Genomic DNA, 12993 nt, shown 5'->3' on the forward strand with positions numbered 1-12993 from the left:
TCGACGCCAATGGCTTCTCCGTCCGTCCGTCATTCCCGCGACGGCGGGAATCCAGCGTCTGCACAGAAGTTGCTGTGGGGCAACCTGGATCCCCGCCGTCACGGGGATGACCTCCAGGTGAGGGCGGCCTCGTGCCGCCCTTCCCACGTCTACCGGAGCATCTCCTTGTCCTCCCCCATCACCCTGCCGCGCGCCGTCCTCTATGACTGGGACAATACCCTGGTCAGCAATTGGGACACGGTGCGCGAGGCGCTGAACCATGCGCTGGTGTCCTTCGGTCTCGCCCCCTGGAGTGCGGAGGAGGCGCGCGAGCGGATCAAGGCATCGCTGCGCGACAGCTTCCCGCGCATTTTCGGCGAGCGCTGGACCGAGGCGCGCGACCTGTTCTACGCCTATTTCGCCGCCCACCATCTGGACGGGCTGACGCCGTTGCCGGGTGCCGAGACGCTGCTGCGCCATTTCCACGAGCAGGGCGTCTATCAGGCCGTCGTCTCCAACAAGAACGGCAGGTTCCTGAGGGCGGAGGCCGATGCGCTGGGCTGGACCCGCTATTTCGGCAAACTGGTCGGCGCCCAGGATGCCGAGTTCGACAAGCCGCACATCGCCCCGGTGCGGATGGCGCTGGAGCCGGCGGGGATCGCGCCGGGTGGGGATGTCTGGTTTCTCGGCGATGCCGACATCGATATGGAATGCGCCCATGGCGCCGGTCTCGTTCCGGTGCTAATAGGGCTGGGCGAGGGGAGTGGCTTCGACCGCTTCCCGCCCGCCCATCGCCACACCGACTGTACGGCGCTTCACCGCGTCCTGTATGGCTTGGTGGACGGCAATGGTGATACCATATCCCTGCAGACGGCTGTCGAGACGGTACCGACGCGGACCACACCTACACCGTGAAACGGGGAGCGGACCGCCTAGCAAAGGGGTCCCAAGAACATTGAAGAAGGGGGCATGAAAAATGTCTGAAAAAAGCCAGAACGTGCAGGACGTGTTTCTCAATCACGTCCGTAAGAACAAGACTCCCGTAACCGTCTTTCTCGTGAACGGCGTGAAACTCCAGGGCATCATTACTTGGTTCGACAACTTCTCGGTACTTCTGCGGCGCGACGCGCATTCCCAGCTCGTCTACAAGCACGCAATCTCCACGGTCATGCCGGCCCATCCCATTCAACTTTTCGAGCCGCCCAAGGAAGGTGAAAGCGTCTGATCCCTTGACCAATGGTAACGGCGCGGCCCCTGACGGCGCCGCGCGGGCCATCGTGGTCCACCCCGTCCTCCGCAGTGAGGCGGACGGGGACATGCGCCCTCCCGAATCGCGGCTTGAGGAGGCGGTCGGTCTTGCCCAGGCCATTCAGCTGGACGTCGTCCATGCGGAATGCGCCAAGGTGAACCGGCCGCAACCGTCGACCCTGCTTGGCTCCGGCACGGTGGAGCATCTGGCACAGGTGGTGGAAGAGGCCGAGGCTTCGCTCGTCATCCTCGACCACGCCCTGTCGCCGGTTCAGCAGCGCAACCTCGAGCGGTCGCTGAAGGCGAAGGTCATCGACCGCACGGGCCTGATCCTGGAGATCTTCGGTGCCCGCGCCCGGACGCGTGAGGGCATGCTCCAGGTCGAGCTGGCCTCCCTGACCTACCAGAAATCCCGGCTGGTGCGGTCCTGGACCCACTTGGAACGGCAGCGCGGCGGCTTCGGCTTTCTCGGCGGCCCCGGCGAATCGCAGCTTGAGCTTGACCGCCGCCTGATCGGCGACCGGATCATCAAGATCAAGAAGGAACTGGAGGAGGTGCGGCGCACCCGCGGCCTTCACCGCAAGGCACGTGCGAAGGTGCCTTATCCCGTGGTGGCCCTGGTCGGCTATACCAACGCCGGCAAATCGACGCTGTTCAACCGGTTGGCGAATGCCGACGTCTTCGCCCAGAACCTGCTGTTCGCGACACTCGATCCCACCATGCGGCAGGTGACCCTGCCGTCGGGGCGCAAGGTGATCCTGTCGGACACGGTCGGCTTCATCTCCGACCTGCCGCACGGCCTCGTCGCCGCCTTCCGCGCCACGCTGGAGGAGGTTGACGCCGCCGACATCATCCTGCATGTCCGCGACATCGCCCATATCGACAGCGACGCCCAGAAGGCCGACGTCCATGAGGTGCTGTCCGACATGGGCATCGACCCGGAAGCGGACGACCGGGTGATCGAGGTGCTGAACAAGATCGACGCGCTGGACGAGGAAAGCCGCGCGGCGATCCTGGCCCAGACCGGCCGCAATCCGCGGGCGGTGGCGGTCTCCGCCCTGTCCGGCGAGGGGATCGACAACCTCGACCGCCTGCTGGACCAGCGGATGAACGTCAACCGGCAGGTCGTCGACCTTTCGGTCGACCTTGGCGACGGGGCGGCGCTCGCCTGGCTTTACGCCAAGGGCGAAGTGCTGGACCGGCGCGACGACGAGGAGCATGCGCATCTGCATGTCTCCATCGACCCTGTCGATCTTGCCCGGTTTGAAAAGCGGTTCCAGCCCGACAGTCAGCCTGAGCCGCAACCTTAGGCGGTACGTCCGGGTATCCTGGCTAAACGGAAAGGGGTGCAGAGAGGCCTATGACCTGTTGCACCCCACTCCGGTCTTAAGACGAATGCGGCGTGGTTATTTCCCCGTTGGGGTCCGATGATGGGAATGGAGCGGTCGTGCTCCCCCTTGAGGAGGACTGCCAATGCGGTTGCAAACCGATCCGTCGTGCTTCTCGATTACGGCATTTCTCGCCGATCAGGTAGCTCTCGTCGCCCGTCAGGAAAATCTGCCGCCGGGTGCGGCCCTTCTGCGTCTGCAGGAGCTTTCGCGTACGCCGGAAGGCCGTGCCACCCTGATGCATCTGATCGAGGCCGCCGGCGAACGGGAACCGAATGCCGATGAGGCAGCGAAGATTTCGGCGATTTGCCGTGAACTGACCGCCTGGGGCTATGGCGGCTTCACCGGCGGGCCCCGCCATGAGCCTCGCCACGATCAGCGCGCCGCGGCATGATGCGGCATGACGGTGATTTGACACATGCTTGAGGGATGACGGCGCCTGCGATGGCAGGTCATAATGAGCCGTTCGCCATCGCCGCGGTCCCGAATTGCTCCGTTCCCCTTCACGAACCATCCTGACCGGTGCCGGCCGTCTGATGCCGGCGCTGCCGTTGTTGCTGGCGTTCGTCCAGCCACTGGCGGCGGCGGAGCCGTTGCGACCGGGAACGCCGCTGCCTCCCGGCTATGTGGAAGAACCGGAAACCCCGCCTGAAGACCCGCTTCCTCCGCCGCCGAAGCCGCTGTCGGTGGCGCCCGACGAACCGCAGGTCGTCGCCCCCGATGCCGCCGGTCTGCTGAAGGAGTGCAAGCAGCAGACCTTCACCGACTGTTTCCGCCTGTGGCAACCGCCTCCTCCTCCTCCTCCACCGCCGCCGCCGGAGCCCGAGAAGGATACCGCCGCGGCGCCTCCGCCACCGCCGCCACCCGACCCCAAGGCGCCACGCCAACCGGCGCAGGGCGGACCGGTGCCGCCTCCGCCAGCCGATGCGGCCAAGGAAGCCGCCGCCGCCGCGGCCGACCGTGCCACCTTCGATGCGCTGTCGAAGGCGCTGAAGGACAGCGGACTGGACGGCAAGGTGCTGCTGACCGATCCGAAGGGCGGCGATCCTATGTTGAAGCTGGACAGCGTGCCCGGCAGCAAGCCGGCGGCAAAGCGCTGACCCTCTCCGAACTCAAGCCGTAAAGGGCCAATCGACCATGACGGGTTTCCCGCTTCCCGACATTGACTGCGTCGCGGATTCTGATCCGCTCCGTCGCCCGGACGGAGATCATGCCCTATTTCCAGAAGCTCGACGCCGCCGGCATCCGGCAGAAGACCGGCCCGACCGACCTCGTCACGCTGGCGGACGAGGCGGCGGAGCGGGCCTTGACCCCGGCGCTGTCGGCGCTGCTGCCGGGCAGCCGCGTCGTCGGGGAGGAGGCCGCATCCGAGGACGAGCGCGTGCTCGAACGCATCCATGGCGACGACCCGGTCTGGATCATCGACCCGGTGGATGGCACGATCAACTTCGCCCAGGGACGGCCGATGTTCGCGGTGATCGTCGCGCTTGCCTGCAAGGGTGAGACGATCGCCGGCTGGATTCACGATCCGGTCGACGGCCGGATGGCGACGGCGGTGAAGGGGCAGGGGGCTTGGCTCGACGGGCGCCGCGTCCATGTCGCGCCGGCCGTGCCGTTGCGGCAGATGGTGGGCGCACTGTCCACGCGCTTCTGCAGCGAGGAGATGAGGCTCAGATTGGAGGAGCGCAGCGTCGGGCTGGCGGAGCGCGTCTGCCTGTCGAGCGCCGCCCAGGAGTATCTGCGGCTGTTGGAGGGACGGGCGCAGTATTCGCTCTATCACCGGCTGATGCCCTGGGACCATGCGGCCGGCGTTCTGCTGCATGCCGAGGCGGGCGGCCATTCGGCGCTGATCGACGGGACACCCTACCGGCCTGGACTGTTGAACGGCAGCATCCTGCTGGCGCCCGACCGCGAAAGCTGGCAGGCGCTGCACGGACAGCTTTTCGGCTGAGTGCGTCCTTGGGGCAGGAGGGCGACAGCCCTCCCGCGCCCCTTCAATGTGCCAGCAACGCCGGCAGGGCCAGCCCGTCCAGCACCGTGCGGGTCGCCCCGCCCAGAACCAGTTCGCGCAGGCGGGAGTGGCCGTAGGCGCCCATCACCAGCAGGTCGGCGCCCTGGTCGGTGCAGCAGGACAGGATCATGTCGCCGACCTCGCCGCCGGACGCGATGACCGATTGCGGACGTGCGGCGATGCCGTGGCGGTGCAGCCACTCGACCAGGGTCGCGGCTTCCCTGCTCTGTTGCCCGAGCGGCTCCACGGTCAGCACGGTGACGGATTCCGCAGTTTCCAGAAAGGGCATGGCGGCGCGGACCGCACGGGTGGATTCGCGCGTGTTCTTCCAGGCGATCAGCACATGGCGGCCGATGGGCGCCGCCGCCGGCTGCTTCGGCGGCAGGACCAGGACCGGCGTGGCGGTCTCCAGCGGCAAACGGTCGGGGATGTGGTGCAGAGACACCCGCTCGCCGGCCCGCACCGCCGCGGATTGCGCGACCACGATCAGGTCGGCATAGGCGGCGCGCTCTGCCAGCAGATCGACGTGGTCACCCTCTTCGACCGTCCAGTCGTAGGGCAGCCCGTCAAGCGACTTGCGGACCTCCTGCTCGATCCGCTCGGCATTCTCATGGGCGATTGCGGTCGCCTCCGCCATGAAGCCATAAGACGCGGCGCGGCCGGTGGCGCCCGCCGGCATCGACACCGGGGTGGCGATGTAGAGCGCCTGGATATGTGCGGAGAAACGCTTGGCCAAAGCCGCGGCCACCGCCAGACGGCTGGCGTGGGCGTCGTCGTTGGCCATGTGCAGCAGGATGGTCTTGATCGGCATGCCCTCGCGTCTCCCAACATTATGATCGGTCCACCATCAGCCGGCGGAGCGGTTTCCCTCTAGGTAACGCTCCGCCGGGGTCGATGGCAACGCCGGTCAAGGGAAAGGCAGGCGGTTACTTCACAACCACCGCATATTGGTCGATCGGCGCCACGGCCTTGATCAGACCGCGGGCCTTGAGGAACTCGGCGAAGCGGGTGTAGCGCTCGGCATCCAGGGCGGCCGGGCTGTGGGCGAAGCGCGGTAGCGTGTCGGCCCAGGCGCGGCGGTTCAGCTCGTCGTTCAGTTCGGGCCGGCCCTTGACGAAGGCGGCCTGCGACTCCTCCGGATGGTTCAGGATGTAGAGCGTCGCCCGCTCCACCGCCGCCAGGAAGCGCTTGAAGCGGGGATCGTTCGCCTTGTCCTTGCGGGCGACCAGAATCAGCTCGTCATAGGGCGGAACGCCCTCTTCCTCGGGATAGAAGGCACGGCCAGGGTGTTTCTCGATCTCCATCTGGTTCAGTTCAAAGTTGCGGAAAGCACCGACCACCGCATCGACCTGGCCCGACAGCAGCGACGGCGACAGGGAGAAGTTGACGTTCACCAGCTCGACATCCTTCAGGCTCAGCCCCTGCTTCTCCAGCATGGCGCCCAGCAGAGCGTCCTCGAAACCGGCGATGGAGTAGCCGACCTTGCGGCCCTTCAGATCCTTCAGCGTCTTCACCGGCCCGTCGCGCAGCACGACGACGGAGTTCAGCGGCGTGGACACCAGCGTGCCGATGCGGACCAGGGGCAGTTCCTCGGCCACCTGCAGGATCAGCTGCGGCTGGTAGGAGACGGCGATGTCGGTCCCGCCGGCGGCCACCAGCTTCGGCGGGTCGTTGGGATCGGCCGGGGCGGTCAAGGTGACCTCGAGACCGGCATCCTTGAAGAAGCCCTTCTCCTGCGCCACCACCAGCGGGGCGTGGTCCGGGTTGACGAACCAGTCCAGCATCACGGACAGCTTGTCCTGGGCCAGCGCGGGAAGCGAGGTCATCAGGCCGGCGGCGATCAGGCCGGCGGTGAAAAGATGCTTCATCGAGTGTCTCTCCCCCTTCAAGGGTTGGCGTCTTCGGCAGGTTGGGTATCGGGTTGCCAGGGCAGGGCACGGCGGGCGAGCGCATCGACGGCGGCATAAAGCGAGACGGCGAAAAGTCCCAGCACCAGCACGGCGGCGAACAGAAGGTCGATCTGCATGCGGGCATTGGCGTGCAGCATCAGGTAGCCGAGACCGGAGGACGACCCCACCCATTCGCCGATCACCGCCCCGATGGGCGCCACCGCGGCGGCGACCCGCACGCCGGACCAGAAGGCGGGCAGGGCGGCCGGCAGGCGGATGCTCCACAGGATCGCGGCGGGCGAGGCGCCCATGGTGCGGGCAAGGTCGAGCCAGCCGGGATCGGTGCGCCGCAGCCCGTCGAACAGCGCGGTCGTCACCGGGAAATAGATGACCAGCACCGCCATGGCGATCTTGGACGCCATGCCGTAGCCGAGCCACAGCACCAGCAGCGGCGCCAGTGCGAAGACCGGGATGGCCTGACTGACCAGAAGCAGCGGCATCAGCCAGCGCCGCGCCGTGCGGAACCGCGCGAGCAGCAAAGCGCTAACCCCGCCCAGCACGACGCCGGCCACGAGCCCGATCAGAATCTCGGCCAGCGTGGTCAGGCCATGGGTCAACAGCAGGGGAGCCTGCCGCTGCATGGCGTCCGCCACCGCCAGCGGACCGGGCAGCAGGTAGCGCGGCAGCCCGGTGGCCCAGACCAGCGCCTGCCAGCCGGCGACCAGCACCAGCAGGGTGATCGCGCCGCGCAGCAGCGCCTTCATTCCGCCAGCCTCCGCAACAGTTCGGCCTGATGCGCCAGCAGGTCCTGATCGTCGACGCGGCGCGGCACCGGGCCGGAGGGCTCCAGCGCCGGTCCCATGATGGCCGGCCGGCCGGTCATCACATGCAGTCGGTCGCCGATGCGCAGCGCCTCCAGCGGGTCGTGGGTGACCATCAGGACGGTGCGGCCGGCCAGCGTCTCCGCCGCGGTTTCCTGCAAACGCAGCCGGGTGATGGCGTCGAGCGCGGAGAAGGGCTCGTCCATCAGGACCAGCGGTCTGTCCTCCATCAGGGTGCGGGCCAGCGCCACGCGCTGCTTCTGCCCGCCGGACAGGGCGGCCGGACGGTCGCGCTCGCGCCCCGCCAAACCGACGCGGTCCAGCAGCGCACGGGCCTGCTCCACCCGTGCCGGGTCGGGACGGCGATGGCGCAGCCGGTCGCCCAGCAGGACATTGTCGAGCACGGTCAGCCAGGGCAGCAGCAGGTCCTGCTGCGCCATGTAGGCGATCCGGCCGGCCAGCGGCTGCCAGTCGCCGGTGACCACCTCGGTCGGCGGCTCCGGCTCGGCCAAGCCGGCGAGGATGCGCAGGAGCGTGGTCTTGCCGACGCCGCTCGGCCCCAGCAGGCAGGTGGTCCGCCCGGCCGGCAGCTCCAGCGTCAGCTCGGAGAACAGCAGTGTGCCGCCATAGGTCAGCCGCGCGCGCGAGATGGTCACCGAAAGCGGCGTCATCGCAGGCACGCGGGCATGCATCGTGGACTGGCGGAGATGGAGAGGGTGCGGTCCCGCATCACTGATCCCTACGCCGGCATGAACCGGATCAGGTTCCAGGGGTCGTCCCGCAACAGGACCTCTCAGCCGCCCATCGGCTCCCCCCAGTGAAGGCGGCGACTATAGGCGCGGACGATCCGTGACCGCAAGCATTGCCGGATGCAGCTTCCGGGATGCGGAAGCGGGCTGCTTGACCGCACCGCCGCAGCGCCTAGTTTCTGACGGGCATCTAAGCAGGTTTTCCGAACTCCGCCCACAGGCGGGCGGGCTCGGGAAACCTGCAAAACCATAGAGTCCGCAGGTTTCTCCAGGCCGGGCCTGTTGCCCGATCTGGAGAAACCTGATTAGGAGTGCCCGTCCTGACCACGCCCTTCCGCACACCGTTGTTCATCGGCGGGGAAATCTACCGCGGCTCGACCTATGGGCCGAAGCATCCGCTGGCGATTCCGCGCGTGTCGACCGCCATCGACCTCAGCCGCGCCATGGGCTGGCTGCCGGACGAGGTCTATCTCGACACCCATGTGGCGAGCGAACGCGAACTGGCGCGCTTCCACACATCCGACTACATCGCCGCGCTGAAGAGGGCGGAGGCCGAGCAGCGGGTCGACGAGGCGACCGCCGCCCGCCACAATCTCGGCAAGCTGGAGAATCCCATTTTCGCCGAGATGTACCGGCGGCCGGCCCACAGCAGCGGATCGGCGTTGCAGGCGGCCAGGATTCTCGGCGACCGGCCCGCCGGTCTGGTCTATGCGCCGGCCGCCGGGACGCATCATGCGCGGCGGGACCGGGCAAGCGGCTTTTGCTATTTCAACGCGCCGGTACTGGGCATTCTGGAATTGCTGGACCATGGGCTGGAGCGGGTCCTCTATGTCGATCTCGACGCCCATCATGGCGATGGGGTGGAGGAAGCCTTCGCCGACGACGACCGGGTGCTGACCGTGTCCATCCACGAGGACGGACGTTGGCCCTACACCGGCAAGGTGGAGGACCGCGCCGGCGGCATGGCTCGCAACCTGCCGGTCCCGCCGGGCTTCAACGACAGCGAGATGGAGCATGTGATGGAGGCGGCGGTCCTGCCTCTCGCCCGTGCCTTCCGACCGCAGGCGATGGTGATCCAGACCGGCGCCGATGCCTTGGCCGAGGATCCGTTGAGCCGGCTGGAGCTGTCCAACCTTGCCCTGTGGGACGCCGTCGCGGCGCTGCTTCCCCTGGCGCCGCGGGTGCTGGTGGTCGGAGGAGGCGGCTATAACCCGTGGTCGGTCGGGCGTTGCTGGGCCGGGATCTGGGCGGTGATGAACGACATCGATCCCGCCGTGCGTCCGACCGCGGAGGCGGAGGCGGTGCTGCGCGCCCTGACCTGGAACCGTGCCGCCGGCCGCAACCCGCCGGAACATTGGTTCACCACGCTGGGCGACGAACGGCGTCCCGGTCCGGTGCGGGATGCTGTGAAGCGGGTGGTGGAGATTGCAATGTCCTGAAGGGTGGAGGTGTCCTGCCCCGCAGCCGACCGACTCATTCCGACGAAATTCGAACCAACCTGTGACGATTCGTTGACGGGGTCGGATTGTTCGTTGATTCTTACTTCTGCTGCGCCGGTGCAGCTTCCGCATCGGGTGATGCGGGCTTCGGCGGGATTTGCGGTAGGAGAACGGGCGGGCGGATGTCGAACACCACGCTGTTCCTGATCGCCATCGTCATCATCATGCTGGCTGCCGTCCCGGTCGCCATGATGCTGAAGGATTTCCTGCCGAACATCATGGAAAAGAGCAACGGCCTGGACCAGATCGAGAACCGCATCTACGTCCTTCATGCCGAGGCGCAGGAGCTTCAAAACCGGGTGAACCATCTGGTCCAGCGTCGGAACAGCCAGTCTTCCGACCGCAACCGGCTGGAAAGCGATATCCGCAAGGCGGAAAAACAGGTTCGGGACCTGTCGGACCAGCCGCCGATGTTCGTGCATGAGGTCGGCGACCCGCAGGCCGGACTGATGAAATTCGTCGCGACGGTGACGCAGGAAAAGGCATCGGCCGCTGCCCGCGCCGCCGGCGAGCGGGCGCAGGTCAACCCCATCTGGCGCTGCACGAACGTGGCCGAGGTCTGGGCGTCGAGCTTCGACGAGGCCAAGCAGATGTGCGACGTGGCCTTTCCGTTCAAAATGGGTTTCCAGAAGACGTTCATGCGCGGCGATGCGCGGGCCGGTGGGATGGCCGGAGGCAGGGCCGCCGGCAAGGGGGTGCCGACGCCGCCCGCAACCGCCCGGGCGAAGGCGGGTGCCGCCACATGATGATCAACTTCATCATCGTCCTGGCCATCGTCGCCATCGGCGCCTGGCTCGGCAACATCTTGATGAGCGTCGAGCAGCGGGTCTCGCAGGCGCGCCAGCGCGTCCGCGGTGTCCGCAACAACCTCGACAAGCTGGATGCCACCATCCACCGCCTGCATCGGGAGGAGGAGACTCTCCATGCCGAGATCGAGGAGCTGACCCGGGAGATGGTGGAACTGTGCAAGAAGCAGGTGGAGGTGCAACAGCGCCTGACCGAAGCGCAGTCGAAGCGTCGCCCCCAAATCCTGATCCTGACCGACCGGCGCAATCCCGGCGACAAGGAATGGCTGGTCACCGTGGTGAACCAGCAGATCGGCGAGATCGATGCCGCCCACCCGTTGGCCGTCGAATGGGCACGTGGGCGCCAGTATCTGGTCTGGGCGGAGTCGGACCGCGAGGCCGGCGAACGTGCCAACCGCCGCTTCAGCGCCCGGCCCGGCTATCAGGTGCGGTCGGTGGCCCCGGTGAAGGACGATCTCTACAACGCCAGCCCGGCCCAAAGCGCGGCTTAGAGCACGGCGGAAACAAGCACCGCCCAGTCTTCGGAAAAAGCAAAAGGCCCTTCTTCCGGTCGCGGAAGAAGGGCCTTTGCGCTGCTCGGTCTACTCCGAACCCGGACGTCAGCGCGCCTTGGCGGTGGCCGGGGTCTGGCGGAAGGCGTCGTGCAGGTAGGGCGACAGCGACTGGCGCATGTTGCGCAGCCATTCATGGATGATGATCAGCGAACGGGAGGCGACCGGCGGGGTCATGCCCAGCTTCACCAGATCCTCGCGGGTCATCGTCGCCACCTGATCCAGCCGGTGGCCGGTCAGGCGCGCCCAGGCCGGGGCGGTGCAGGGCTGCATGGAGATCACCTGCAGGCCCTCGCGTTCCACCATCTCCGCCTTGCGGCGGGCATACTGGCTGTCCTCCAGCTGGGAGAACGGGCCGGAGAAGCCGTTTTCCACAAGGACGCGCTTGGCCTTCGGGGCGATGGTCGCCACCCGCTCCAGCGTCGTCATGCCGGTGGACAGCGAGGCGAGGTCGACGGTCACCGGGACCATGAAGGTCAGCCGTTCGCCTTCGCCAACGTAATAGTCGAAGCCCGACACCTCGGCCCAATTGAAGAACCACTGCGAGATGTTGCCGCCGAAGTCGTACAGGCGGCCACCGCGCTGCAATTCCGGCCCGATCAGGTCCCAGAACTCGTAGAAGCCGTCGCCCGAGCCCATCATGTTCATGAAGTCCTGGGTGATGCGGCGGTGTTCGACCACGTCCGGGCCGAACAGGCGGGCGAGACGCTCGTTCACCTCGTACTCGACGACCTTCAGCTGCAGGCCTTCCAGCATGGCGGTCGCCATCAGGTGATGGGACAGCAGCGTCTTGCCGACGCCGCCGCGGTCATTGAGGACGAAGATCGTGCCCAGCATGCGATCGCCTTTCCAGTATGCGTTTGTTGAGTCGTCTTGGGTCATCGTGGCAGGCATCGGCGGGAATACAGGAGAGCCGGTGCCCGGCGCAACCGCCGTGGACGTCTGATGGGAAGCCGGCTGCGGTTCCGGCCTGGTCATTGCGGGTTCGGGAGGCGTTTCATCCTCCCCGGTTCCGGTCTCGTCCTCCGCCGGCCGGTCTTCGGCAACGGCGGTCGCCGGTGCGAGAAGGTCCAGGGCAGGGGAGGCGGGTTGTGAGGGTTCCTCGACTGCCTTCGGGGCCGGTTTGCCCTCTTCGGCGGGCGCAGGCTCTTCCTGAGTTGGCGGCTCATCCGCGACAGCGTTCGCCCGGGCATCCTCGCCGTCAAGCTCGCTATCAGGATCTGTCGTCTCGGTCAGCAGTTCCGCATCGGAGTCGGCAGCCTCCGTCACGGGCTCGACGGCGGAATCGCTCCCGCCATCCTTCCCGTCTTCCTTCTCGGGGCCATCCTCATCCGGGCCGTGCTCATCCGCATCTGCCGCTTCGTCCTTCAGGCCGGCGGACAGGGCGGCTTCATGCACGGCTGCCAGGGTTTCGGCGGGAAGGGCTGCGGCGCCATGGTCGCCGGCGGCCTCGCCGCGTCCTTCGTTTCCGACGAGGAAGAAGGCGGAGCGCAGGGTAACGGGAGAGATCGGCTGGTTGTCGCGGGCAGTCACCCCCAGCTTGGCCAGCAGATCGGAGATCTCGGCCCAGGACAGGCCGCGCTCGCGCATCAGCCCGATGTCGGCATAGCTTTCGCGCACCGCCTGCATGGCGCTGCGGTTGCCAGCCGGGCGATCGGCAAGGAGCCGTTCAAGTTCCGAGCGGTCGATCGACACCGTATGGGATTCCGGCAAGATGAAATGGCGACGGGGAAGCGCCTGGATGTTGGATCGCAAGGAATCCATTCCCCTGGGGCCGAAAAAATAGTACAAGCGGCCATCACGCGCAAACGGTTTCCAAACGACATCAACGGCGCTAAACAGTGTTGCCCGATCGTGAACCCATCGGTGACGCCGGGCAACTTCGCCGACGCTCCGGCAAATGGCGCCATGACGTTGGCTTTTGGAACCGCCTGCCGGTTGCGCGGGTTGCCATAAGGGTGGGCGCCGCCGTTTCCGACGGATCGGACGTCTTCATCGGGCTGGGCTTGGAACCGGGGTAAGGCCAGGATGCCTCACGATTTTGGTTCGTCA

General features: G+C 67.0%; 14 protein-coding genes and 1 riboswitch. Of the genes, 9 read left to right on the plus strand and 5 right to left on the minus strand.

Annotated features, from left to right (window positions below):
* Positions 1 to 165: 165 nt before the first annotated feature.
* The 6 genes from ACWPN3_RS16465 to ACWPN3_RS16490 all read left to right on the plus strand — a co-directional run bounded on the left by ACWPN3_RS16465 (position 166) and on the right by ACWPN3_RS16490 (position 4566).
* Complete coding sequence (locus ACWPN3_RS16465) at positions 166 to 894, plus strand: HAD family hydrolase (protein ID WP_109446141.1); 729 nt, start codon at positions 166 to 168, stop codon at positions 892 to 894.
* A 61-nt stretch (positions 895 to 955) separates the two neighbouring features.
* Entirely contained in the window at positions 956 to 1204 is a 249-nt protein-coding gene (gene hfq, locus ACWPN3_RS16470) for an RNA chaperone Hfq (RefSeq protein ID WP_012974114.1), read from the plus strand.
* Positions 1205 to 1256: 52 nt separating this feature from the next.
* Entirely contained in the window at positions 1257 to 2537 is a 1281-nt protein-coding gene (gene hflX, locus ACWPN3_RS16475) for a GTPase HflX (protein ID WP_492241383.1), read from the plus strand.
* Between the two features lie 163 nt (positions 2538 to 2700).
* Positions 2701 to 3009 carry a hypothetical protein gene (locus tag ACWPN3_RS16480; protein WP_492240521.1) on the plus strand — a complete coding sequence of 103 codons (309 nt, stop codon included), beginning with the start codon at positions 2701 to 2703 and terminating at the stop codon, positions 3007 to 3009.
* Between the two features lie 142 nt (positions 3010 to 3151).
* Positions 3152 to 3715, plus strand: coding sequence for a hypothetical protein (locus ACWPN3_RS16485; RefSeq protein ID WP_492240522.1), 564 nt, complete (start codon positions 3152 to 3154; stop codon positions 3713 to 3715).
* Positions 3716 to 3825: 110 nt separating this feature from the next.
* Entirely contained in the window at positions 3826 to 4566 is a 741-nt protein-coding gene (locus ACWPN3_RS16490; RefSeq protein ID WP_492261587.1) for an inositol monophosphatase family protein, read from the plus strand.
* A 43-nt stretch (positions 4567 to 4609) separates the two neighbouring features.
* On the opposite strand, the gene ACWPN3_RS16495 is transcribed toward ACWPN3_RS16490, so the two are convergent.
* The 4 genes from ACWPN3_RS16495 to ACWPN3_RS16510 form a co-directional block, all read right to left on the minus strand.
* Complete coding sequence (locus tag ACWPN3_RS16495) at positions 4610 to 5437, minus strand: universal stress protein (RefSeq protein WP_109446152.1); 828 nt, start codon at positions 5435 to 5437, stop codon at positions 4610 to 4612.
* 115 nt (positions 5438 to 5552) lie between these two features.
* On the minus strand, positions 5553 to 6494 hold the full coding sequence (locus tag ACWPN3_RS16500; RefSeq protein ID WP_492240524.1) for an ABC transporter substrate-binding protein: 942 nt from the start codon (positions 6492 to 6494) through the stop codon (positions 5553 to 5555).
* Positions 6495 to 6511: 17 nt separating this feature from the next.
* Positions 6512 to 7279 carry an ABC transporter permease gene (locus tag ACWPN3_RS16505; RefSeq protein WP_492240525.1) on the minus strand — a complete coding sequence of 256 codons (768 nt, stop codon included), beginning with the start codon at positions 7277 to 7279 and terminating at the stop codon, positions 6512 to 6514.
* Positions 7276 to 8007, minus strand: a complete 732-nt coding sequence (locus ACWPN3_RS16510; protein WP_492240526.1) for an ABC transporter ATP-binding protein — start codon at positions 8005 to 8007, stop codon at positions 7276 to 7278. The genes ACWPN3_RS16505 and ACWPN3_RS16510 overlap by 4 nt, the downstream gene beginning before the upstream one ends.
* A 47-nt stretch (positions 8008 to 8054) precedes the next feature.
* A riboswitch (TPP riboswitch) is annotated at positions 8055 to 8161 on the minus strand.
* Between the two features lie 235 nt (positions 8162 to 8396).
* Here ACWPN3_RS16510 and ACWPN3_RS16515 point away from each other — a divergent pair.
* From ACWPN3_RS16515 to ACWPN3_RS16525, 3 genes are all read left to right on the plus strand, one after another.
* A complete protein-coding gene (locus ACWPN3_RS16515) occupies positions 8397 to 9524 on the plus strand; it encodes an acetoin utilization protein AcuC (protein WP_492240527.1) in 1128 nt (375 codons plus the stop codon).
* A gap of 182 nt (positions 9525 to 9706) precedes the next feature.
* Positions 9707 to 10330: a hypothetical protein gene (locus ACWPN3_RS16520; protein ID WP_492240528.1), complete on the plus strand. Its 624-nt coding sequence runs from the start codon at positions 9707 to 9709 to the stop codon at positions 10328 to 10330.
* Positions 10327 to 10881, plus strand: coding sequence for a hypothetical protein (locus ACWPN3_RS16525; RefSeq protein WP_492240529.1), 555 nt, complete (start codon positions 10327 to 10329; stop codon positions 10879 to 10881). The genes ACWPN3_RS16520 and ACWPN3_RS16525 overlap by 4 nt, the downstream gene beginning before the upstream one ends.
* A gap of 108 nt (positions 10882 to 10989) precedes the next feature.
* Here ACWPN3_RS16525 and ACWPN3_RS16530 read toward each other — a convergent pair whose 3' ends face one another.
* Positions 10990 to 12636, minus strand: coding sequence for a hypothetical protein (locus ACWPN3_RS16530; RefSeq protein ID WP_492240530.1), 1647 nt, complete (start codon positions 12634 to 12636; stop codon positions 10990 to 10992).
* Positions 12637 to 12993 lie beyond the last annotated feature (357 nt).

It is taken from the genome of Azospirillum sp. UENF 111221 (genome assembly GCF_058780625.1).